The sequence below is a fragment of the Amycolatopsis sp. DG1A-15b genome (assembly GCF_030285645.1).
Classification (GTDB): domain Bacteria; phylum Actinomycetota; class Actinomycetes; order Mycobacteriales; family Pseudonocardiaceae; genus Amycolatopsis.
In genome coordinates this window covers 9,163,617-9,185,004 of sequence record NZ_CP127296.1, presented here as the reverse complement: position 1 = coordinate 9,185,004, position 21,388 = coordinate 9,163,617, and the positions used below count along the sequence as shown (strand labels likewise).

Annotated in this window: 22 protein-coding genes; 8 read left to right on the top strand and 14 right to left on the bottom strand. The window is 71.4% G+C overall.

What is annotated here, in order from left to right:
• The first annotated feature begins 114 nt into the window (after positions 1-114).
• Positions 115-516: a hypothetical protein gene (locus QRY02_RS42725; RefSeq protein WP_285988375.1), complete on the top strand. Its 402-nt coding sequence runs from the start codon at positions 115-117 to the stop codon at positions 514-516.
• Here the strand turns inward: QRY02_RS42725 and QRY02_RS42720 are convergent.
• The 3 genes from QRY02_RS42720 to QRY02_RS42710 form a co-directional block, all read right to left on the bottom strand.
• The gene (locus QRY02_RS42720) at positions 513-938 is read right to left on the bottom strand and encodes a hypothetical protein (RefSeq protein ID WP_013222910.1); all 426 of its coding nucleotides are present in this window, start codon (positions 936-938) and stop codon (positions 513-515) included. The two genes, QRY02_RS42725 and QRY02_RS42720, sit on opposite strands and share 4 nt — an antisense overlap.
• A 68-nt stretch (positions 939-1,006) precedes the next feature.
• Entirely contained in the window at positions 1,007-1,936 is a 930-nt protein-coding gene (locus QRY02_RS42715; RefSeq protein ID WP_285988374.1) for an esterase/lipase family protein, read from the bottom strand.
• Between the two features lie 106 nt (positions 1,937-2,042).
• A complete protein-coding gene (locus QRY02_RS42710; RefSeq protein ID WP_285988373.1) occupies positions 2,043-2,957 on the bottom strand; it encodes an alpha/beta hydrolase in 915 nt (304 codons plus the stop codon).
• Positions 2,958-3,102: 145 nt separating this feature from the next.
• On the opposite strand from QRY02_RS42710, the gene QRY02_RS42705 reads away from it, so the two are divergent.
• A complete protein-coding gene (locus QRY02_RS42705; protein ID WP_285988372.1) occupies positions 3,103-3,975 on the top strand; it encodes a helix-turn-helix domain-containing protein in 873 nt (290 codons plus the stop codon).
• Here the strand turns inward: QRY02_RS42705 and QRY02_RS42700 are convergent.
• The gene (locus tag QRY02_RS42700; protein ID WP_285988371.1) at positions 3,947-5,104 is read right to left on the bottom strand and encodes an acyl-CoA dehydrogenase family protein; all 1,158 of its coding nucleotides are present in this window, start codon (positions 5,102-5,104) and stop codon (positions 3,947-3,949) included. The two genes, QRY02_RS42705 and QRY02_RS42700, sit on opposite strands and share 29 nt — an antisense overlap.
• Positions 5,105-5,210: 106 nt before the next feature.
• Here QRY02_RS42700 and QRY02_RS42695 point away from each other — a divergent pair, with 106 nt between their 5' ends.
• Positions 5,211-6,884: a class I adenylate-forming enzyme family protein gene (locus QRY02_RS42695; protein WP_285988370.1), complete on the top strand. Its 1,674-nt coding sequence runs from the start codon at positions 5,211-5,213 to the stop codon at positions 6,882-6,884.
• Here QRY02_RS42695 and QRY02_RS42690 read toward each other — a convergent pair.
• The 7 genes from QRY02_RS42690 to QRY02_RS42660 form a co-directional block, all read right to left on the bottom strand.
• Positions 6,881-7,066: a hypothetical protein gene (locus QRY02_RS42690; protein WP_285988369.1), complete on the bottom strand. Its 186-nt coding sequence runs from the start codon at positions 7,064-7,066 to the stop codon at positions 6,881-6,883. The genes QRY02_RS42695 and QRY02_RS42690 overlap by 4 nt on opposite strands.
• 255 nt (positions 7,067-7,321) lie before the next feature.
• Positions 7,322-7,501: a hypothetical protein gene (locus QRY02_RS42685; protein ID WP_285988368.1), complete on the bottom strand. Its 180-nt coding sequence runs from the start codon at positions 7,499-7,501 to the stop codon at positions 7,322-7,324.
• A 57-nt stretch (positions 7,502-7,558) separates the two neighbouring features.
• Complete coding sequence (gene purE, locus QRY02_RS42680; RefSeq protein WP_285988367.1) at positions 7,559-8,056, bottom strand: 5-(carboxyamino)imidazole ribonucleotide mutase; 498 nt, start codon at positions 8,054-8,056, stop codon at positions 7,559-7,561.
• 14 nt (positions 8,057-8,070) lie between these two features.
• The gene (locus QRY02_RS42675) at positions 8,071-9,255 is read right to left on the bottom strand and encodes a 5-(carboxyamino)imidazole ribonucleotide synthase (RefSeq protein ID WP_285988366.1); all 1,185 of its coding nucleotides are present in this window, start codon (positions 9,253-9,255) and stop codon (positions 8,071-8,073) included.
• A 13-nt stretch (positions 9,256-9,268) separates the two neighbouring features.
• The gene (locus tag QRY02_RS42670) at positions 9,269-10,516 is read right to left on the bottom strand and encodes a glycosyltransferase 87 family protein (RefSeq protein ID WP_285988365.1); all 1,248 of its coding nucleotides are present in this window, start codon (positions 10,514-10,516) and stop codon (positions 9,269-9,271) included.
• The gene (locus QRY02_RS42665) at positions 10,491-11,840 is read right to left on the bottom strand and encodes a glycosyltransferase 87 family protein (RefSeq protein ID WP_285988364.1); all 1,350 of its coding nucleotides are present in this window, start codon (positions 11,838-11,840) and stop codon (positions 10,491-10,493) included. Before QRY02_RS42665 ends, QRY02_RS42670 begins: the two co-directional genes overlap by 26 nt.
• Before the next feature lie 71 nt (positions 11,841-11,911).
• The gene (locus QRY02_RS42660) at positions 11,912-12,766 is read right to left on the bottom strand and encodes a GGDEF domain-containing protein (protein WP_285988363.1); all 855 of its coding nucleotides are present in this window, start codon (positions 12,764-12,766) and stop codon (positions 11,912-11,914) included.
• 281 nt (positions 12,767-13,047) lie between these two features.
• Between QRY02_RS42660 and QRY02_RS42655 the strand changes: the two genes are divergently transcribed.
• The 5 genes from QRY02_RS42655 to QRY02_RS42635 all read left to right on the top strand — a co-directional run bounded on the left by QRY02_RS42655 (position 13,048) and on the right by QRY02_RS42635 (position 18,764).
• Positions 13,048-15,285 carry a sigma-70 family RNA polymerase sigma factor gene (locus tag QRY02_RS42655; RefSeq protein ID WP_285988362.1) on the top strand — a complete coding sequence of 746 codons (2,238 nt, stop codon included), beginning with the start codon at positions 13,048-13,050 and terminating at the stop codon, positions 15,283-15,285.
• Between the two features lie 10 nt (positions 15,286-15,295).
• Positions 15,296-15,805 (top strand): GtrA family protein, encoded by a 510-nt coding sequence (locus QRY02_RS42650; protein ID WP_285988361.1) that lies wholly within the window; start codon positions 15,296-15,298, stop codon positions 15,803-15,805.
• 38 nt (positions 15,806-15,843) lie between these two features.
• Entirely contained in the window at positions 15,844-16,371 is a 528-nt protein-coding gene (locus tag QRY02_RS42645) for a GtrA family protein (protein ID WP_285988360.1), read from the top strand.
• Between the two features lie 244 nt (positions 16,372-16,615).
• Positions 16,616-17,905: an MFS transporter gene (locus QRY02_RS42640; protein ID WP_285988359.1), complete on the top strand. Its 1,290-nt coding sequence runs from the start codon at positions 16,616-16,618 to the stop codon at positions 17,903-17,905.
• 10 nt (positions 17,906-17,915) lie between these two features.
• Complete coding sequence (locus QRY02_RS42635) at positions 17,916-18,764, top strand: NAD(P)H-binding protein (RefSeq protein ID WP_285988358.1); 849 nt, start codon at positions 17,916-17,918, stop codon at positions 18,762-18,764.
• 76 nt (positions 18,765-18,840) lie between these two features.
• Here QRY02_RS42635 and QRY02_RS42630 read toward each other — a convergent pair whose 3' ends face one another.
• From QRY02_RS42630 to QRY02_RS42620, 3 genes are all read right to left on the bottom strand, one after another.
• Complete coding sequence (locus tag QRY02_RS42630; protein ID WP_285988357.1) at positions 18,841-19,113, bottom strand: hypothetical protein; 273 nt, start codon at positions 19,111-19,113, stop codon at positions 18,841-18,843.
• A 286-nt stretch (positions 19,114-19,399) separates the two neighbouring features.
• Positions 19,400-20,683, bottom strand: coding sequence for a sensor histidine kinase (locus QRY02_RS42625; RefSeq protein ID WP_285988356.1), 1,284 nt, complete (start codon positions 20,681-20,683; stop codon positions 19,400-19,402).
• 3 nt (positions 20,684-20,686) lie between these two features.
• A complete protein-coding gene (locus tag QRY02_RS42620; RefSeq protein WP_285994081.1) occupies positions 20,687-21,382 on the bottom strand; it encodes a response regulator transcription factor in 696 nt (231 codons plus the stop codon).
• Positions 21,383-21,388: the final 6 nt, after the last annotated feature.

Genomic DNA, 21,388 nt, shown 5'->3' with positions numbered 1-21,388 from the left:
GTCGTTGCGGCATTGGGACGAGCCGGACCGGAATACGCGACCGCCCGGCTACCGGCCGTCGCATGTGGACTCGGCGGGCAGCGCCGTCCGCCGCCGCGGTGGGACGATCCCGCGGTGGATACGCGGTTGATCGGATACTGGTCGGACCAGGAGGTCTACCCGGGCTCGCCGGAGTACACCGACCTGGGCTTCCGCGCCGACGGTTCGGGCTGGATGTACTGGGCGAGCTGGAGCACGAAGTTCGTCGTCCACCGGTTCGGCTGGCACCTCCCGGCGCCGGGCGTGCTGGTCGCCCGGCTGCACCTGACCGTCGGCGGCGAGTGGTCGGCCGGGAGCCGGGACATCACGCACCTGGTCGAGGACCGGGAGGAGGTCGACAACGTCGTCGAGCTCGGCTGGACGATCGGACCGGGCCAGGAGCTGACCTTGGACCGCCCGCTGGACGATGTCCTCGGCGGCCTGCGGTTCCTGCCCGTCGAGGGAGGCGGCATCGATCCGACGCTGACCGGGTCTTAGGCGGGGCGGCGCCGCACCTCGTCGAGGCCGGCCCAGCCGCCATTGACCGCGAGCAGCGTCAGCACCTGTTCCGCCTGCTCGGCGAACCGGGTGAGGTCTTCGTGCAGCAGCGCCGCGCGCTCGCCGTCGAGCTGGTCGAAGTCGTCGAACCACAGCGAGATGGCCGAGCCCGCCGTGACGGCGAGCCCCTGCGTCAGGCTCAGGAACCCGGGCGACGGCGCGTCGGCGGCCGCGCGGTAGGCGGTCTCGATCTCGTCGCACGCGGCGAGCAGGTCACGCAGCTGGCGGACGGCGCCGGCCGGGGTCCCGTCCCAGGCGGCGGTCGGCCAGGCGCGATCGGACAGCTCGAGCCACAGCCGCCAGCCGGCGACCAGCTCGGCTTCGTCGTGGGGCGTCCAGGACGCCGGAACCGGCCAATACATGCTTCGAGAGTGACACCGCCGGAGCGGAAATCCGCCTCGGCGGTGGGTTATGTCTCATGTGGCGAAACTCAGCCGATGACGGGCGGCACGAACACGCAGGGCGGCGTCTTCGCGTGCGCGGGATCGAGCGCGTTGAGCACCAGTCCCTGGGCGACGGGGTCGTAGGTGATGCCGAGGTGGTCGGTGAAGTCGAGCCCGCAGACGTTCTGGAGCAGGATGTTCTTCACGTTGGGCGCGGCTTCGAGGAAGGCGCTGGTGTACGGCGTCACGACGTCGTCGTAGCGGGTCTGGATGACGGTGTACTGGATGCCGGGCACGGTTTCCCCACCGGCGTTGAGGTCGGTGAGGAAGGCCGAGCCGACGGCCTGCTCGTTGCAGGACTGACAGACGGTCCCGAGCGCGGCCGGCACTCCGGGGATCCGCTCGAGGGTGCTCAACAGGCCGAAGAGATCGGTCCCGTGGTTGGACGGCGACAGCCCGACCAGCCGGCTGATCTTGCCGGCGCCGCCGAGGTAATTGATCCAGTACCGGACGTTCATCCCGCCCTGTGAGTGCCCGACGACGTCGAGCTTCGCCGCCCCGGTGGCCGCGAGGACCCGATCCCCGAAGGCGGCAAGCGCTTTCGCGGTGTCGGCCACGGGCCCGACGGTCTGCAGGAAGGAGCCGGGCGCACCGCCGAAGTTCCCGGCGAAGACGCAGTACCCGGCGTCGGCGAGCTTCCGGGAGAGGTTGGCCCAGTTCTCGTAGGCGTTGGCGGTGGTCCCGTTGGAGAGGAGGACGGGATTCGGATGCCGGTCGGAGGGCTTGCAGCCCCAGTCGTTGGCCCCGGGCGGCGCGATGGTGGGCGCCCCGAGCGAATACAGCGCGGCGGTGAGGATGTTGGGCTGAACGGGTCCGGTGGGTTCTCGTTCCGCCGCTTGGCCGGTCCCCGCCCCCAGTACGAGTGCCGCCACCGCGGCCGCGGCGGCCGTGAGCCACCTGCGCGTCGTTGCGCCCATCCGCTTCACCTCTCTGTGAACCGATGGTGACCCACGTCACCGACGGGCTTAACGCGCGAGTAACTTGTTCGAACCTCCCCCTGGTGAGTGAATTTCCTCCGGCGCGTCAGAGCGCCGCGCCGAAGTAGGCGGCGAGCTTCTCGACGGCGGGGTCGATGTACTCCTTCTTGTCGTAGAGGTCGACGTGGCTCGCACCTTCGATCCAGTGGAGCTCCGTGGGCCCGGCGGCGCGCTGGTGCACCTCGACGGCCATCCAGGACGTGACGGCGCGCGTGCCGACGATCTGGAGCAGCGGGCGAGGGGCTATGAGCGGGACGGCGTGGAAGGCGTCGAACGAAGCCAGCTTGTCGACACTCGGCCAGGCGAGGAACTTCGCGGAGCGTTCGTGCTCGCCCCGCGGGGTGCGGTAGTACTCGAAGCCCTCGACGCCGTGCTGCCCGCCGAGCGCACCGGCCTCCGCGGCGGTCTCGGGGAACACGGCCATGACCCCGGGATCCTCGCCGCGCGCGGCGGCGCTCCGGGCCTGGGCGGCGAGCCCGAGGAGGTGCCGGAAGACGGCCGGGTCCTGGGTGCCGTCGGCGCCGTAGCGGAACTGCCGGGCCACATCGACCCCGGAGACGGTGGCCACGGCCTTGACGCGGTGGTCGCCCCCGGTGGCCGCGAGCGAATAGCCACCGGAGGCACAGATGCCGAGCAGGCCGATGCGCTCGGCGTCGACCTCCTCGCGGGTGGCGAGGAAGGAGACGGCGGCCTTGAAGTCCTCCACGCGCTGGGCGGGGTCTTCCAGCCCGCGGGGCAGGCCGCCGGACTCACCCTGGTAGGCGGCGTCGAAGGCGAGGGTGACGAAGCCGCGTTCGGCCATCAGCCGCGCGTAGGTGCCGGCGGTCTGCTCCTTGACGCCGGTGCCGGGGTGCCCGACGACCAGTGCCGGCCGCGGCCCGGAAGCGGGCGTGTCCGGGGTGTGGAGGTGGGCGGCGAGCGGGATGCCGGCGCTGTCGAAACCGACGGTGGTGGTGGCCATGGGGGCTCTCCTCGAGACGGTGTGCTGGTGCTCCACCACATTCCGTCGGATTCGGCCCGGGCGGGAGAGACAGGTTTCTGCCGGGGAAAGAACTTGCCCCCCTTCACCCGCCCGCGGCCACCGAGGCGCCGGGACACTGGAGACCATGACGCCGGACTCCGATCCCCGGGCGCTGGGAGCGTTCCTCAAGGCCCGCCGGTCCCAGCTGACCCCGCGGGACTGCGGCTTGCCCGAGCCGGAGACGGCCCGCAGGGTCACCGGCCTGCGCCGTGAAGAGGTCGCCCGGCTCGCCTCGATCAGCGTGGATTACTACACCCGCCTGGAGCAGGGCCGGGTCCGGGCGTCCGCGCCGGTGCTGATCACCCTGGCCCGCGCCCTGCGCCTGGACGACGACCAGCAGCGCTACCTCCACGAGCTGGCCGGCCGAGCCGACGCCCTCCCCCGGAGGCGCCGTCCCCCGCAGCGCCTGCGTCCCGCGATGCGCAGGCTGCTCGCCCAGCTCACCGCAACCCCGGCGCTGGTCCTCGGCAAGCGCCTGGACATCCTGGCCTGGAACCCGGCGGCCACGGCCCTCTTCACGGACTTCGAGGTCATCCCCGCGGACCGGCGCAACTACCTGCGCTTGCTGTTCACGAACCCGGCGGTCCGCGAACTGCACGAGAACTGGGAGCACGACGCCCGCGAAGCGGTAGCAGCCCTCCGCATGGAGGCGGCGGCCGACGCCGGCGACCCCGACCTGTCCCGCCTGGTCGGCGACCTGTCGGTAGAGGACCCGGACTTCCGCACGTGGTGGGCGGAACACCACGTCAACAGCGCAACGTACGGAACCAAGCGCTACCGCCACCCCCGGGTGGGCAAGCTGACCCTGGACTGCGACACGTGGGCCAGCCCGGACGGCTCGGGCCAGCGTCTGATGGTCCTGACCGCCGAGCCGGGCACCCCGTCCCACGACGCCCTGGTGATCCTCACGTCATGGGCCGCGGAGAGAATCAGCCCTTCAACAGCGCCCGAGCCATGACCACCTTCTGGATCTGGTTGGTCCCCTCGTAGATCTGCGTGATCTTGGCGTCCCGCATCATCCGCTCGACCGGGAAGTCCCGCGTATACCCGGCCCCACCGAAGAGCTGAACCGCGTCCGTGGTCACCTCCATGGCGATATCGGACGCATAGGTCTTGGCAGCGGAAGCCATGAACCCGGCCCGCTTGTCCCCACGCTCCGAAGCCGCGGCCGAGGCGTAGACCAGGTGCCGAGCAGCCTCGATCTTCGTCCCCATCTCGGCGAGCATGAACTGCACGCCCTGGAACTCGGCGATCGACTTACCGAACTGCTTGCGATCCTTCACGTAAGCAATTGCAGCATCGAGCGCCCCCTGCGCAATACCCAGCGCCTGAGCACCGATCGTCGGCCGGGTGTGATCAAGCGTCCGCAGCGCCGTCTTGAGACCGGTCCCGGGCTCGCCGATGATCCGGTCCTCGGGAATGGTGCAGTTCTCGAAATAGATCTCCCGGGTCGGCGACCCCTTGATCCCGAGCTTCTTCTCCTTCGGCCCCACGGAGAACCCGGGGTCATCCTTGTGCACGACAAAAGCCGAAATCCCGTTGGCCTTCTTCTCGGCATCAGGATCGGTGACAGCCATCACCGTGTACCAGGAAGATTCACCCGCATTGGTGATCCAGCACTTGGTGCCGTTCAGCACCCAGTGGTCACCATCGAGCCGAGCCCGCGCTCGCATCGACGCCGTGTCCGACCCGGCCTCACGCTCCGAGAGCGCGTACGAGGCCGACGCCTCCCCCGACGCGATCGAAGGGAGCACCAGCTTCTTCAGGCCCTCCGAAGCCGACAGGATGATCGGCTGCGTCCCCAGCTTGTTGACCGCCGGGATCAGCGACGCGGAAGCGTCGACCCGCGCGACCTCTTCGATCACGATGCAGGCGCCGACGGCGTCGGCACCCTGCCCGTCGTACTCCTCACCGATGTGCACGGCGTTGAAACCCGACTTGACCAGCGCGTTGTACGCCTCGATCGGGTAGCGCTCGTTCTCGTCGACCTCCGCCGCGTACGGCGCGATCTCCTTCTCGGCCAGGGCCCGGACCGCGGCCCGCAGCTCCTCGTGCTCCTCGGCAAGCTGGTACAGGCCGTCGGTCACTTCCGGTCACCTTCTCTGCAACGTCGGGAGGGGTTCCGTCGATGTTAGCGCTCGTTCACCTGCGTCGTCCTTGTGGCGTTGACCGCAGAATTCGTATGGTCGGGTGATGCCGATCACCGCGCCGACGACGCCGCCCGGTCTGCCCGCCTCCCTCGACTACCCCGAAGTCCCCGTCGCTTCGATCCTGGCGGCCGGTGCCGCGCGCTGGGGCGACCGGACCGCCTTCGCCCACGACGGCGGTAGTCTCACCTTCGCCGAGACCCACCGAGCCGCCTGCCGGTTCGCCAACGCCCTGTGCGAACGCGGCATCGGCCGCGGCGACGTCGTGGCGCTGCACCTGCCGAACTGCCTGGCCTTCCCGGTCGCCTACTACGGCACCCTGCTGGCCGGGGCCACCTTCAGCCCGGCAAACCCGCTGCTCCCGCCGGACGACCTCGCCTTCCAGCTCGCCGACTGCGAGGCGGCCGCCGTGGTGACGTACGGCCCGGTCGCCGGGGCACTGGCGAGCGTCGCCGACCGGATCCCGGCGCGGTTCACCGTCGTCGTCCAGCCGGTCGCCGGCCTGCCCGAGAACGCCGTCGAGTTCGAGGCGTTCCACGCCTCGCAGCCGGAGACGCCCCCGGCCGTGGATCTCGACATCCACGAGGACCTCGCCCACCTCGCCTACACGGGTGGCACCACCGGCCGGTCCAAGGGCGTACGGCTGTCGCACCGCAACGTCGTGGTCAACACGCTGCAGCACGCCTGCTGGGGCACCGGCTCGGTCCCGGCGCTCGACGAGCGCGGCGACGTCACGATCGACCAGATCGGCAGCGAGGACGAGTGGCCGTCCCGCCTGGGCACCGGCGTCGCGATCAACCTGACGCCGTGGTTCCACGCGATGGGCATCATCGGCGGCCTCAACGCGGCGGTGATCGCCGGGACGTCGATGGTCCTGCACACGCGCTTCGACCCGGCGGCGTACGTCGCCGACGCCGAACGGCTCCGCATCACCGGCATCGGCGGCGCGCCGGCGCTGTTCGCGGCCCTGCTCGCGACGCCGTCGTTCCACACCGCCGACCTGTCATCGGTCCGCTCGATCGGTTCGGGTGCGGCGCCGATGAACCACGCGATGATCAACGCGCTGCGCACGCGCTTCCCGGACGTGGTGGTCACCGAGGGCTACGGCCTCACCGAGGCGACCATGGGCGCGGTGATCTCACCGACGTACCGGTCGGGCACGCGCAAGGTCGGCTCGGTCGGCCTGCCGATCTTCGACACGGAGGTCAAGGTCGTCCCGGCGGAGGGCGGCGAGGACCCGCTGCCGCCGGGCGAGAAGGGCGAGGTCTGCCTGCGCGGGCCGCAGATCATGCTCGGCTACCGCAACCGCCCCGAGGAGACGGCGGCGGCCTTGGTGGACGGCTGGCTCCACACGGGCGACATCGGCATCCTCGACCCGGATGGCTACCTGTCCATTGTGGATCGCAAGAAGGACATGCTGCTGTACAAGGGTTACAACGTCTTCCCACGCGAGCTCGAGGAGCTGCTCATCACGATGCCGGGCGTCGCGGCGGCCGCGGTGGTCGGCCGCCCCGACCCCGAGGTCGGCGAGCTGCCGGTGGCGTTCGTGGTGCCCCGCGGCTCGCTGGACGCCGACGGCCTGATGGCCGCGGTCAACGAGAAGGTGGTGCCGTACAAGCGGTTGCGGGAAGTGCACGTGGTCGAGCAGATCCCGGTGTCCGCGGCGGGGAAGGTGCTGAAGCGCGAGCTGCGGCAGCAGCTGATCGGTGAGCTCGACTAGAACGTGGGCTTGAACCGGCAGCTCGCGGGCTGGGCGAGGCAGTCGATGCGCATGGTGTACTCGACCCGGTGGGGTGGTCGCGAAGGCGGCGGCACGACGAGGGTGTGCTTGTCACCGCGGTAGGAGTACTCGATGCGGACGCGCCAGAGGCAGAAGCACCGTTCGGTCTTCGCGCGGATCACCAGGTGCTCCGGCTTGCCCTGTTCGACGAACCGGATCTTGCCGTCGGAGAGGTAGGGCCGCGCACCGGCGCCGTCCCGGAACCAGGGCGGGAATCTCGGTGCCCGCTCCGGAATCGAGCCGAAGTCGACGAGGGCGGTGGCCCGGCGACGACTCAGCCTGAGCCTCGGCCGCCGGCTCTGCGCCCGGCTGCGGCTTCGCTCCCGACTCCCGTTCCGCCCGCGTATCCGGCCCAGCCTGCGACTCGGTCCCCGGCTTCACGCCCGGCACCGGCCCAGCATCCAGCGCGGTCGCCGGCTCCTCGCCGGGCTCCGAGTCGGCCGCCGGCTGCCGGTGCGGTTCTCGGTGACGCGCGGCCCCACCACCACCGCCAGTGCCGCGAAGTAGCCCATGCCCAGTGCCAGTTCGTCGCGCTGGGCGGTGAGCGTGTTCGCCATGCCCGTCTCTTCCGGACGCCGGAGGGGAATCCGAACAAGACGCCGCGAACGGACCGGTCAGTGCCCCGTCTTCGCGCGCAGCGCCGCGTCCTTGTCCAGGACCAGCTTCTCCAGATCCGCCTGGAACTCCGCCATCTTCGCGCGCAGGCCCTCGTCGGACGCCGCCAGGATGCGGACCGCCAGGAGACCCGCGTTGCGGGCGCCGCCCACCGAGACCGTGGCCACCGGGACGCCCGCCGGCATCTGGACGATCGACAGCAGGGAATCCAGGCCGTCCAGGTACTTCAGCGGGACCGGGACGCCGATCACCGGCAGCACCGTCGCCGACGCCACCATGCCGGGCAGGTGGGCCGCGCCACCCGCCCCCGCGATGATCACGCGCAGGCCGCGCGACGCCGCCGACGTCGCGTAGTCCAGCATGCGCTGCGGGGTGCGGTGCGCCGAGTAGACGCCGACCTCGTACTCGACGCCGAACTCGTCCAGGGCCGCGCCCGCCGCTTCCAGCGTCGGCCAGTCCGAGTCGCTGCCCATGATCACGCCCACCTGCGGCGCCATACCGACCTCTCCCGTCAGTGGATTTCGTAGCCGTCGAGCCAGACGGCGTGGGACAGCCAGTGCGCCGACAGCAGCGCGCGGTTGCGCAGGTCCTCCATGCGCTCGCCGGTGAAGTTGACGTGCCCGAGCTTGCGGCCCGGCCGCTCCTGCTTGCCGTACAGGTGCACCCGGGCCTCCGGGTACCGCGCGAACAGGTGGTGCAGCCGCTCGTCCGGGCCCATCTCCGGCAGCTCCGGCGCGCCCAGCACGTTCGCCGACACGCACGCGGGCGCGACCAGGTCGGTCCGGCCCAGCGGGTAGTCGAGCACCGCCCGCAGGTGCTGCTCGAACTGCGACGTGCGCGCGCCGTCCATGGTCCAGTGCCCGGAGTTGTGCGGGCGCATCGCCAGCTCGTTCACCAGCAGCCCGGTGTCGGTCTCGAACAGCTCGACCGCGAGCAGCCCGGTGACGTCCAGCGTCGCCGCGATCCGCAGCGCCAGGTCCTGGGCCTCGTGCACCCGCGAGTCGTCGAGCCCCGGCGCCGGCGCGAGGACCTCGGTGTTGATCCCGCCGGTCTGCACCGTCTCGACCACCGGGTACGCCGCGCCCTGGCCGAAGGGCGAGCGGGCGACGAGCGCGGACAGCTCCCGCCGCATCGCCACCTTCGCCTCCACCAGCAGCGCCGTGCCCGCGGCCAGCAGCTCCGGCACGGTCTCCCGCGCGTGCTGCGTGGTGTCGAGCATCCAGACGCCGCGGCCGTCGTACCCGCCGGTCGACGCCTTGAGCACCACCGGCCAGCCGTGCTCGCCGCCGAACGCCACCACGTCGTCCACAGTGGACACCTCGGCGAACGCCGGCCCGGGCACGCCGAGGGCCGCCATCATCTCGCGCATCACGAGCTTGTTCTGCGCGAACCCCAGCGCGGTCGCCGCCGGCCGGATGACGTGCCCCTCCGTCGCCAGCGTCAGCAGGTGCTCACCCGGCACGTGCTCGTGGTCGAAGGTGAGCACGTCGACCGAGGCCGCGAACTTCCGCAGCGCGTCGAGGTCGGTGTGGTGCCCCAGCGTGACGTCGCCGGCGACGAGCCCCGCGGCTTCGTTTTCGCCCGCGGCGAGCACGCGCAGGGACTGGCCGAGGGAGATCGACGCCTGGTGGGTCATCCGGGCCAGCTGGCCGCCGCCCACCATGCCCACGACGGGCAGACCGGTGTGTTTGTCCATAGCGCCGATCAGACTAGACGGTGACCACCTGCGGTGACCGCCGGACCAGACGTAGCTCACGCGCCGCGAGGCCGAGGATCCCCGCGGCCGCCGCGAGCACGTACGCGTTGCCCAGGACCGACCAGCCCAGGCCCCAGCCGAACTCCGTGTCGCCGCCGTTGGGCACGAGCATCACGATCTGCGACGCGAACAGCAGCGCGACCGCCGCCGCGGCCCACCACCGCGCCTTCACCAGCAGCAGCGTGAGCAACGGCACGCACCAGACCCAGTGGTGCGACCACGACACGGGCGACAGCAACAACCCGTAGAACGCCGTCACCAGCAGTGCGGCCGCGTCCTCGCCACGCCGGTGCAGCCGCACGACCAGCCACACCGCCGGCACGGCGAGCACCGCCGCCACCCCGGCCGCCACCGCCAGCGACCAGGGAGCCAGCGCCGAGGCCCGGTTGACCAGCCCGTTGAGCGACTGGTTGAAGATCCAGTGCACCGACCCGACCCGGCTCGGGTCGGTCGCCGAATCCCGCCAGAACCGCACCGCGTCGACCGGGATGACCGCGAACATCGCCGCTTCGAGCGCCGCGAACGTGCCCAGGGCCCGCAGCCCGTCCTTCCACCGGCCCGTGAAGAACAGGTGCGGCACGAAGATCAGCGGGGTCAGCTTGATCGCCGCCGCCACGCCGATCAGCACGCCCGCCCACCGCCGGCCCGAGCCACGCTTTCCCGCCGAGGGCCCATCAGCACTGCCACGCAGCGAGAGCACCAGGACGTCCAGCACCACGAACGCCATCAGTATCAAGTTGATCTGGCCCAGGAACAGCGTCTTCCACACCGGTTCCAGCGCCAGCGCGATGGCCGTTCCCGCCGGGAGTGCCCACCAGCTTCTTCCCAGAAGCGGTGTGCTCCCCGGCGACGACGAAACCACCGTGATCACGACCATAAGACCGACCACCGACAAAACCGCGATCACGCCCCACACCAGGCCGGATGGCACCAGGGCGAGCGGCAGGAACAGCGGCGCGGCGGCCGGGGTGTAGGTGAACGGCAGCCGCACCCAGTCCGGCAGGGCGGTCAGCACGTCCCGTGTGTAGAGCGGGTCGCCGTGCAGCAGCGTCAACGCGCCCGCGCGGTACACGGCGCTGTCCGCGCCGAGGTGCCACCCGGCCAGCCAGACGACCACGCCGAAAGCCAGCACGAGCAGCGCGAGACCGCCGGCGAGAAAGCGGCCGGCGCGCGCCTCAGACGCCGGTCGCGACGTCGACATGCTCGTCCGCAGCGACCTTCTTCCGCGCCCGCCGCTGCAGGCCCCAGCGCAACGCGAGGGCGAACGCCAGCACGACCGGCATCAGGATGTAGGCGTCCCCCAGGACGTTCTGCCACACCTTCCAGTGCAGCTCGACGTTGCGGCCGTTCGGCAGGATCAGCAGCACGCAGCTGACGAACACGAACGCGACCAGCCCGGTGCCGACCCAGCGCTTCCACGCCGTCTTCGGAGTGGTCTTGGGCAGCCGCGAGACCAGCAGCACGATCAGCGGGATCACCCACACCCAGTGGTGGGTCCACGAGATCGGCGACATCAACAGCGTCCAGAACGCGGTGACGAGCAGCGCGGCCAGGGCCTGGCCCTTGCGGTGGAAGCGGATCAGCAGCCACAGCGCCGGGATCGCGAGCAGGAACCCGATGCCCATCGCCGCCTTCGACGCCCACGGCGCGAGGTCGGTGGCCCGGTTCATCAGCGCGTTCAGCGACTGGTTGCCCGCCCAGTGCACCGGCCCGATCCGGCCGGTGTCCGGCAGCGTGACGGTCCAGTACTTGGCGGCGTCATGGGCGTTGATCAGGAACATCAGGCCCTGGAGCAGCACGAACGTCGCGAACCCGCGGATCGCGTCCTTGCGGCGGCCGGTGATGAACAGGTGCCCGAGGAACACCAGCGGCGTCAGCTTGATCGCCGCCGCGACCCCGACCAGCACCCCGCCCCAGCGGCTCCCCCGGGTGCCGATGACCAGCATGTCCAGCAGGATCATGGCCATCAGGATCAGGTTGATCTGGCCGAGGAAGATCGTCCGCCACACCGGCTCGAGGGCGAGGAGGACCAGGAAGAACACGATGGTCGAGCGGGCGGGCGAGGCCCACCAGCGCGGACCGTCCGCCGCGGGCCGCGGCAGCGCGCCGATCGCGATCCGGATCGACAGCGCCATCGCCCCCAGCGAGACGGCGGTGATCAGGCCCCAGGAGATCTGCGTCGGGAACGCGGCGAGCGGGATGAAGATGAGCGCCGCCGTCGGTGGGTAGGTGAACGGCAGCAGCGCCCACCACGGCTCGTCGGGCAGGGTGTTGGCGTCGTAGAGCGAGTCGCCGTGCAGCAGCGACAGCGCGCCCGCCCGGTAGACCGCGCTGTCGACGCCGAGCACCCAGTCGTGCTGCCAGCCGTAGATGCCGTACCCGATCGCGACCAGCGGAATCACCGACAGGATCAGGATCGACCGCGGGCGGACGGACAGGCGGGCGAGTGACTTCCGCAGGGCCAGGCGGTGCTGGGATCTGGCCGCGACTTCGCCGTCGACGTCGGTGGATACGGTCCGGGTCACCGCACCAGGAAATCATGACCGGCCCGCTCCCGGTCGGAAGGGTCCGGGCCGAACCGGGCTCTTCCGGTGTTCTACGCGCGCGCCAGGTGGGCCAGCAGGTCGCACGCCAGCTCGTGCGTGGCCGGCAGCCGCACCGCCGAAACGCGGGGTCTGCCCACGTCAGCCAGCTGGGTGTCGACCGACAGCCGCTCGTGCAACGCCCTTCGCAGCGCGACGCCGTGCGAAGCGACCCGCTCGTCCTTCGGGACCAGGGCCGCGACGACGGACGGCCCCAGCGAAGCGACGCTCTGCCCGCTGTCGAACACGGTCCGCAGCGCGTCCGCCACCAGGATCATCCCGGTCAGCCGGGGGAACCCGGCGACGGCGGTGAGGTCGAGCGAGACGACGAGCAGCACGTGGTCCTCGGCGGCCGGCCGCTCCCGCGCGGTGGCGGCGCGGTAGAGCTCCGCGAGCCGGGTGCGCAGGTAGGCGGCCGTGGGCAGGCCGGTCAGCGAGTCGGTGACCTCGGTGTGCACGAGCTGGTCGGTGGCGACGTCCGCCCAGGCCAGCGCGGTGGTCCGGAGCAGCCGCGCCGGCGTGGCGTCGACGTCCGTCGTGACGAACCCATCGCCGCCGTGGCCGAGCACGGCGTGCAGCGCGGCCAGGTCGGCGAGGGTCTCCGCCAGCCCCGCACCGGCCGCCGCCCGGGCCCTGGCCAGCCCGGCCAGCGCGGTTTCGGCGGCTTCGACGCGGCCCTTCGCCATCACCGCCGCGCAGACGGCGTCGACCTCGGGCAGGGCCCAGTCACTGGGAAACCGCCAGCCCGCGGCGACGCTGGCCGTGCGCCAGCGGGCCCGCAGCGCGCGCAGGGAGGCGTCCCGCTCGGCCTGCGTCGGCGGGGTGTCAGGGGTGTTATCGGAGCCGGGGCGCGTAGCCGGAACATCCACTGGCCACCCGCCCCTTTCGTCCGGTTCGCAGCGATCTTGTCCGTCGCTTCACGATGAGGACGTACCCCGATGGGCACCGTGACGCGTACTGAGCGGTTTTTGTCGCGGTTTTTGTCGGGAAGCTTTCCCCGGCCGGGGCCGGGGGTGGGTGATTTTGCTCCGCCGTCGGAGTCATCACGCCGACCACGACGTGACCGCCGGAGGTGGGTCAGTCACACTGGTCTCGCGTCCGGGATCGGCCTGTAATGGCAGGTCCTGGCCCTAGCCGACCGAGGAGTGCCGTGTCCACCGTTCCCGCCGATCTCAGCGGAAAGAGTGACTCCGAGCTGATTGCGGAAGTCCGCTCCGGGAAGATCGCGTCGTACGGCACGCTCTACGAACGGCACACCGGCGCGGCCCGCAATCTGGCCCGCCAGCTGGCCCGCTCCAGCTCCGAAGCCGACGACCTCGTGTCCGAGGCGTTCGCCAAGGTTCTCGACACGCTCCGTGGCGGCAAAGGCCCGGATACAGCCTTCCGGGCGTACTTGCTGACCGCGCTGCGTCACACTGCCTACGACCGCACCCGCAAGGAGCGCCGGGTCGACCTCAACGAGGACATGACCGAGGTCGGCGGCGCCGCGGCGGAGGCGCTGACCGTGCCGTTCTCCGACACCGCGGTCGCCGGGCTCGAGCGGACGATGGCCGCCAAGGCGTTCGCGCGGCTGCCCGAACGCTGGCAGGCGGTGCTCTGGCACACCGAGATCGAGCAGCAGAGCCCGGCCGAGGTCGCGCCGCTGCTGGGCCTGACCGCGAACGGCGTCTCCGCGCTCGCCTACCGCGCCCGCGAGGGGCTCCGCCAGGCATATCTGCAGGTCCACCTGCAGGAGAACGCCGAGGAACGCTGCCACGCCTGCGCCGAGCGGCTCGGCGCGTGGACCCGCGACGGGCTGTCCAAACGCGAACGCGCCCAGGTCGAGAGCCACCTCGACGAGTGCGACCGGTGCCGGGCACTGGCCGCGGAGCTGGCCGACGTCAACGGCGGGCTGCGCGCGATCATCGCCCCGATCGTCCTCGGCGGCGCCGCGCTGGGCTACCTCGCCACCATCGGCGCCGCGAAGGCGAGCGCGGCCACCGCGGCCACCGCGGGAGCAGCCGCCGCCGGTGCCGCGGCGGCCGGCGGCAAGGCCGGCGCGGGTGCGGGAGCCGCCGCCGCGGGGCCCCGCCAGTTCGCCGGCGTCGCCGCCTCGGGTACGGCGATCGTCGTGGCCGTCGTCATCGCGCTCACCGCGGGCGGCGGGACGCAGGAGGTCCCGGTCGCCGCCTCGGTGCCGCCACCGGCCCAGCAGGTCGAACCACCGGCCCCGAAGCCGCCGCCTCCGGCACCGCCCGCGCCGCAGCAGCCGGCACCCCCGGCACCTCAGCCCCCGGCACCTCAGCCGCCCACGCCGCCCGAGGCCCCGCCGGTCGAGCCCGCTCCGCCGCCGGTGGCGCCCCCTGCCCCGGCACCGTCACCCGCCCCGGCCCCACCCGCCCCGGCGCCGCCGTCGATGTCGGCGACGACCCCACCGGGCGGCGTCGAGCTCAGCCCGGGCGCCGCGACGAACCTGCCGATCACCGTGCGCAACGACGGCGGGAGTGTGTCCGAACCGGTGGCCGTCGCGCTGAAGCTGCCGCGAGGGGTGCGCGCGGTCGACACCGGCGGTGGCGGCGCACCGCTGGCGCGCGCGGACGCCCCCGGCCCGATCTCGGTGAACTGCCCCGGCGGCGAGGGCACGGTCACCTGCAAGACCGGCGCCGGCCTGCAACCCGGCCAGAGCGCGACGCTGAACTTCCGGCTGCAGGCAGGCGAAGACGCCGAGGGCGGCACGGTGAACGGGTCGGTCACGGCCGGCGTGCAGATCTCCGTCGACGTGAGCGTCAAGGTCACCGTGAAGCTCCCGCCGGACGCCGTGGTCCTGGAAGCCCAGGGCGACGGGCTGTCGGCGTTCCCCTGGAACCACCACCCGCTGGTCTACGTGCGGGTCCGCAACACCGGCGAGACGACCAAGCCGGTCACGGTCACCTTCGACCACCCGCTCAAGCAGTGGTGGAGCCTGCGCGGCTTCCCCTGCACGACGACCGGCGACGGCGCGAGCTGCACGACGAAGAGCGCGGTGGCGCCGGGTCAGCACGTCAACCTGTGGGTGCGGCTGCAGGGCCGTCCCAACGGGGGCCGGGTGGCGATCACCGCGCAGCTCGGCCGGGCGGCGCCGCCGCCGGTGACCGTGGACTTCGGCTGCTGGCGCCACTGGTGCGGCCAGGATCCGCTGCCCACGCCGACGATCCCGTCGGTCCCCACGCCGACTCCGTCCAAGCCGAAGCCGACGCCGACGAAGCCGACGTCGAAGCCACCGGCGACGACGACGGACACCGACGAGCCGTCGAACGAGCCGCCGGTGGCTTCGACCACGACGAGCGCACCACCGCGGTCCGGCGGGAAGCCCGGCGCCAAGCCGCCGACGGTCAGCCCCGCGAAGGTTTTCGGCTGGCTGACGGGGTAGCGTCCGCGCGGTGCGCGAGCTGCTGAAGAAGCATCGCGAGCTCCTCCGCTTCGCCGTCGTCGGCGGGATCAGCTTCGTGATCACGATGTCCGTCAACTACGGCTTGAAGTTCACCGTGCTGCGGACCCACCCGGTGACGGCGCTGATCGTCGGCGTCCTCGTCGCGACGATCTTCTCCTACGTCGCCAACCGCGAATGGTCGTTCCGCACCCGCGGTGGCCGGGAGCGCGCGCACGAGGCCGCGCTGTTCTTCCTGTTCAGCGGGGTCGCGCTGGGCCTGAACGCGCTGCCGCAGTGGTTCTCCCGGTACGTGCTGGACCTGCAGGCGCCGAGACTGTCGCCGTTCGGCGTCGAGGTGGCCGACTTCGTCAGCGGCATCGTCATCGGCACGCTGCTGGGCACGCTGTTCCGGTGGTGGGCCTTCAAGAAATGGGTCTTCCCCGACGCGATCGGCCGCCCGCGCGCGGTGCCCGCCGAAAGCGTCGAAGATCCGGACATTCACGGCAGCAAGGCCGCCTGAACCACAGGTCAACGCGGTGTGCTCCTAGACTGCGTGGTGTGACCGTTGTGGAAACCGTGCTCAAGCGCACGCCGGAGCCACTGCGTTCGGTGCTGATCAAGCACCGGGAGCTGCTGAAGTTCGCGATCGTGGGCGGCACGACGTTCCTGGTCGACAACGGCGTCTGGTACGCGCTGAAGCTGACCGTGCTGGAGCCGAAACCGACGACGGCGAAGGCGATCGCGATCATCGTCGCGACCATCGTGTCCTACATCCTCAACCGCGAGTGGTCCTTCCGGACCCGCGGCGGGCGCGAACGGCACCACGAAGCGGCCCTGTTCTTCGTCATCAGCGGCATCGCGGTGGGCGTCAACCTGATCCCCCTGATCGTCTCGCGGTACGTGCTCGACCTCGAAGTCCCGCACGTGACGTTCCTGGTCCAGGAAATCGCGGACTTCGCGAGCGGCTCGATCATCGGCATGCTGATGGCCATGTTCTTCCGCTTCTGGGGCTTCAAGAAGTGGGTGTTCCCGGACGAGCTGGGCGAGCGGCGGCGGGACAACGACCAGGTCACCCGCCTCCCCTGACCGGACACGCAAAAGTACTTGTCTTTTGACATGTAGTTGTCTATAGTCATCCTCGTCAGTGTTCCTTCGTGAGGACGCCGTCCGGGTTCGGCCGGGCGAGCGGGACGATTCGAGGTGGTTTCCGAGCGCGAAGAGGTCGCATCCGTCCGCGGATGACGATGAAGCCTTTTCCCGACTCGACGTCGGCGTGTTTTCGCACGCCGTCCGCACCTCTCGTCCCTTCTGACGAAACAAGGTCTTTCTCTTGAGCACGATCGCGCCCTCGCGCGCCCTGAAACCCGCCCTCACGGGCCTGTTCCTGTCCGTTTTCCTCGCGATGCTCGACGCCCAGGTCGTCGCCACCGCACTCCCCCGGATCGCCGCCGAGTTCGGCGGGACCGGCGCCTACGCCTGGGTCACCACCGCCTACCTGCTCGCCGGCAGCGCCACCGCGCCCCTCTACGGCAAGCTCGGTGACGTCTTCGGCCGCAAACGCGTGCTCCTGGGCGCGCTCGCCCTCTTCCTGCTCGGCTCGCTCGCCTGCGGCCTGGCTCCGTCGGCCGCGTTCCTGATCGCCGGGCGCGTGCTGCAGGGTGCCGGCTCCGGGGGCCTCTTCGTCTCCGTCGGCGCTTCGCTCGGCGAGATGTTCACACCTCGCGAAGGTGCGAAGTACTTCGGCTGGTTCTCGATCTGCTTCGCCGTCGCGTCGCTCGCCGGTCCGGTCGTCGGCGGGCTGCTCACCGGGCTCGCCGGGTGGCGGTCGATCTTCCTGGTCAACCTGCCGCTCGGGCTCGTCGCCCTGGCCTGCCTCAAGACGCTCGACCTGCCGAGACGGCGCCGGGAAGCGCCGTTCGACTTCGCCGGCGTGCTCCTGCTCGGCACGGCGATCACCGGGTTCACCCTGCTCACGCCGTGGTCGATCGCGCTCGGCGCGGCCGCGGCCGTGGTGTTCGTGGTCGTCGAACGGCGGGCCGAAGCGCCGGTGCTGCCCCTGCGGTTGTTCCGCGACCGGACGTTCACCGTGTCCGTGCTGCTCAGCGTGCTCGCCGGGTTCGCGTTCCTCGGCTCGATCAACTACATCGCGGTCTTCCTGCAGGCCGACGCCGGTCCGGCGGAAGGCGGGCTGCGGTTGCTGCCCATGACGCTCGCCGTATCGCTCTCCTCCGTCGTCGCGAGCAAAGTCATCGCCCGCACCGGCGCCTACCGCTGGGCGCCGCGGTCGAGCATGGCGCTCGGCCTGCTCGCGGTGCTCGGCCTGCTCACCGTGCACACGCTGCCGCTGGTGCTCGGCTGCCTGGTCGTCTTCGGTTTCGCGGCCGGGCTGAACCTGCAGGTCCTCGCCATGGCCACGCAGAACACCGCGCCCGCCGCGGACCGCGGCGCGGTCGCCGCCGGCGTCAACCTCGCCCGCGCGCTCGGCTCGGCCCTCGGCCCGGTCGCGCTCGGCTTCGCCTACCACGCCGGCACCCACGGCGTGTTCCTCGCGCTGCTGCCCGTGCTCGCGCTCGGCCTCGTCACGGCGTTCGCGCTCCCCCACGTCACACTTTCCCGATAGGAGAACCACGATGATCTTCGTCATCGGCGCCACCGGCAAGGTCGGCCGCCACCTCGTTCCCGCCCTGCTCGACGCCGGCGCAGAAGTCCGCGCGCTGACCCGCGACCCGGCGAAGGCCCGGATCGACCCGCGCGCCGAAGTGGTCCGCGGGGACCTCGACACCTCGGACCTGCCCGCCCTGCTGGCCGGCGCGGACCGCGTGTTCGTGCTGAGCCAGGGCCACAGCGCCGACCGGGAAGCGGCCGCCGCTCGGGCCGCCGCACAGGCCGGTGTCACCCACCTGGTCAAGCTGTCCACCACGGGTGTCCACTTCGGACAGAATGACCCGGTCAGCCGCACCCACGCCGAAGCCGAGCAGGCGGTCCGCGAAGCCGGGCCGGCCTGGACGATCCTGCGACCCGGGGCCTTCATGGACAACCGGTTCGCCTGGGTCGGCTCGATCCGCGACGAGAACGCCGTGTACGTGCCCGACACCGATCCGCCGTCCGCGCTGATCCACGTCCGGGACATCGCCGCGGTCGCGGCCCTCGTGCTGACGACACCCGGCCACGAAGGCGCGACCTACGAGCTCACCGGCGGCGAAGCCCTGACCACCGAGCAGCAGGTCGCCATCCTGTCCGAGGCGATCGGCCGGCCGCTGAAGTACGTCGAAGAGACCGAAAGCGCCGCGAAGGAGCGCCTGATCCGGATGTTCGGCTGGCCCGCGAAGGCCGTCGACGGCCTCTTCGCCCTCAAGCGCGAGTCGGCCCCGCACGAACGCGTCGTCTTCGACACCGTCGAGCGGCTGCTCGGCCGGCCGCCGCTGACCTTCGCGACCTGGGCACGGGAGAACGCGTCCGCGTACCGCCACCAGGAGTGACCAGGGTGCCTGCGCGTCCCGCGTTGATCGGCGCGGGACGCGCAGCAGCCGACGAGCCGTAAGGCGCGCTCACCACTCAGCGCTCGCGCCCCCGCTTCAATTCCTCGACTGCCTGCATTTCCTGCCTGACTTGTTGACGACCGAGCACGTGCCCGTGGTGGCCGCACGGCTCGGGCCGACGTACCTGGGGAAGCCACACGGACAGCGGCCACGCCAAGCCGACCAAGCCGGCCGTTACCGTCCCCGTGTCGCCCTTCGACGGCGCCACACCGTGTCGCCGCGCGAAATACCATTTCGCGACGACCGTCGCAGCGATCAAGTAGATCAGCGCCGCGATGAATCCGACCATGACCAGCCACCTAGTCCTGGAAGATGATTTTCTCGCAGTATTCGCACGGGTCGTTGTACCCCTTGCGAACCCACGTTTCCCGGTGGCAGTGCGGGCAGCGGACCTTCACGTTCGTCATGGTGACCACTCCTTGGAAAATTCCCGCCGAATCGGAGGACCGGCCATTCCGGATCCTTCCGTCAGCGATTCGAGATAGTCACAAAGTCGGCGAGGCGGATTGTGGCGTTACGGAATCAACCCGAAAACAATCGTCACCACAGCGGGCGCATTATCCGTGATCTGTCGCCTAACGCGGGACGCGCTCGGCCGGCCAGCGCACCTCGGGGACGTCGGTCGGCCGTGGCACCTTGAGGAACAGGCTGAACACCGCCGGACGGCGGTTCGACAGCTCCAGGCGGCCGCCGTCGGCCTCGACCAGGGCCCGGGCCAAGGCGAGCCCCACGCCCGTCGAGCCGCCGCCGGAGAAGCCGCGTTCGAAGATGTGCGGCGCGAGCTCGTCCGGGACGCCGGGGCCGGTGTCGCTCACCTCGATCACGACCGTGCCCTCGGCGTCGCCGCGGCGGGCGATGAGCGTCACCGTGCCCGAGCCGTGGCGCAGCGCGTTGTCCAGCAGCACGCCGATGACCTCGCGGAGCCGTCCCGGGGTGGCCCGCGCCATCAGGCCGTCGGCCACGCGCGTCCGCAGGTTGCGGCCCTCCGAGCGGAGCAGCTCGCGCCACTCCTGCGCCATCGCCGGCAGCTGCGTCGGCAGGTCCACCGGTTCCGCGCCGACCTCGCGCGCCGCGCGGGCCGCCGCCAGCAGCTCGTCCAGTGCCTCGGCGAGCCGGTCCGCCTGCTCCTGGGCCGCCTTCGACTCGTCGGCCACCTCGTCGTCCGGGTGGACCGTGAGCGGTTCCAGCCGCAGCTGCAACGCCGTCAGCCGGCTGCGCAGCTGGTGCGAGACGTCCCCGACGAGCTGGCGTTCCCGCTGCACGAGCTGGGCCAGCGCGGTGCCGGACGCGTCCAGCGCTTCGGCGACCATGTCGAGCTCGCCGACGCCGTAGCGGCTCGGGTCGGGCCGGAAGTCGCCGCCGCCGAGCCGGGCCGCGCGTTCGGCCACGTGCCGCAGCGGCTTCGCGAGCCGTCTGGCCGTCGCGATCGCGACGACCGCGCCGGTGCCCACCGACAGCAGCACCAGCAGCACGACGACCAGCGTCACCGTCGTCTGCCGCTCGTGCATCGGGCCGGCCGGGACGGCGATCTCGACCTTGCCGTCGCGGGCGAGGTCGGCGGTCTCGGTGACGGTGTCGGTGCCCGGGCTGCTGCCGTAGCGCTTCTCCGTCTGGCCACTCGCCCGGACGGTCAGCAGCCCGTTCGCCGGGACGGCGGCGCGCACCTGGTCGAGGTCGATCTCCTGGCCGTTGGCGATTTCGGTGTCGAGGATCGCGGCCGCCGCGCGGGCGTTCTCGGCCAGGGTCTCGCGGTAGCTCGACTCGATCTGCCAGCTCGCCACGATGCCCAGCGGGATGCCGAGGACGGCCGCGGTGACGGCCACGGCCAGCAGGATGGCCAGCAGGATGCGGCGGCGCACGGCTTATTCGGCGTTGAAGCGGAAGCCGACGCCGCGGACGGTCGCGATCCGCCGCTCGCCGTCGTGGGTCTTGCTGGTGCGGCCGGCGGCCTCGTCGGCGGCGATGGCGAGCTTCCGGCGCAGCCACGACATGTGCATGTCGAGCGTCTTGGACGTCTTCGACTCGAGGTCGTTCCAGACCTCGGCGAGGATCTCGTCGCGGCTGACGACCTGCCCGGCCCGGGTCATCAGCACCCGCAGCAGCTCGAACTCCTTGTTCGCCAGCTGGACTTCGTGGTTGTCCACGGTCACCAGCCGGGCGCCGAGGTCCATCCGCACCCCACCGGCCTCCAGGACGTCGGGCACCCGCCGGCGCAGCAGCGCGCGGATCCGGGCGAGCAGTTCGGCGAGCCGGAACGGCTTGGCGACGTAGTCGTCGGCGCCCGCGTCCAGGCCGACGACGAAGTCGACCTCGTCGGTGCGGGCGGTGAGCATCAGGACGGGCAGCTCGGTGCCGGCGGCGCGCAGGCGGCGGCAGACCTCCAGACCGTCCATCCCGGGCAGACCGAGGTCCAGCACGAGCAGGTCGACGCGCTGAGCGGCGGTGGCGTCGAGCACCGAAGGGCCGTCGGTGACGACGTGGATCTCGTATCCCTCACGTTCGAGGGCGCGGGAGAGCGGTTCGGCGATAGCCGGATCGTCTTCGGCGAGTAGGACCATGCTCAC

Bases quoted from the DNA above. Each gene is read 5' to 3' on its own strand.
- QRY02_RS42685 (WP_285988368.1), bottom strand. From the start codon at position 7,501: ATGGCGAACACGCTCACCGCCCAGCGCGACGAACTGGCACTGGGCATG.
- QRY02_RS42670 (WP_285988365.1), bottom strand. From the start codon at position 10,516: ATGTCGACGTCGCGACCGGCGTCTGAGGCGCGCGCCGGCCGCTTTCTC.
- QRY02_RS42720 (WP_013222910.1), bottom strand. From the start codon at position 938: ATGTATTGGCCGGTTCCGGCGTCCTGGACGCCCCACGACGAAGCCGAG.
- QRY02_RS42715 (WP_285988374.1), bottom strand. From the start codon at position 1,936: ATGGGCGCAACGACGCGCAGGTGGCTCACGGCCGCCGCGGCCGCGGTG.
- QRY02_RS42695 (WP_285988370.1), top strand. From the start codon at position 5,211: ATGCCGATCACCGCGCCGACGACGCCGCCCGGTCTGCCCGCCTCCCTC.
- QRY02_RS42710 (WP_285988373.1), bottom strand. From the start codon at position 2,957: ATGGCCACCACCACCGTCGGTTTCGACAGCGCCGGCATCCCGCTCGCC.
- purE (WP_285988367.1), bottom strand. From the start codon at position 8,056: ATGGCGCCGCAGGTGGGCGTGATCATGGGCAGCGACTCGGACTGGCCG.
- QRY02_RS42620 (WP_285994081.1), bottom strand. From the start codon at position 21,382: ATGGTCCTACTCGCCGAAGACGATCCGGCTATCGCCGAACCGCTCTCC.
- QRY02_RS42630 (WP_285988357.1), bottom strand. From the start codon at position 19,113: ATGGTCGGATTCATCGCGGCGCTGATCTACTTGATCGCTGCGACGGTC.
- QRY02_RS42635 (WP_285988358.1), top strand. From the start codon at position 17,916: ATGATCTTCGTCATCGGCGCCACCGGCAAGGTCGGCCGCCACCTCGTT.
- QRY02_RS42675 (WP_285988366.1), bottom strand. From the start codon at position 9,255: ATGGACAAACACACCGGTCTGCCCGTCGTGGGCATGGTGGGCGGCGGC.
- QRY02_RS42705 (WP_285988372.1), top strand. From the start codon at position 3,103: ATGACGCCGGACTCCGATCCCCGGGCGCTGGGAGCGTTCCTCAAGGCC.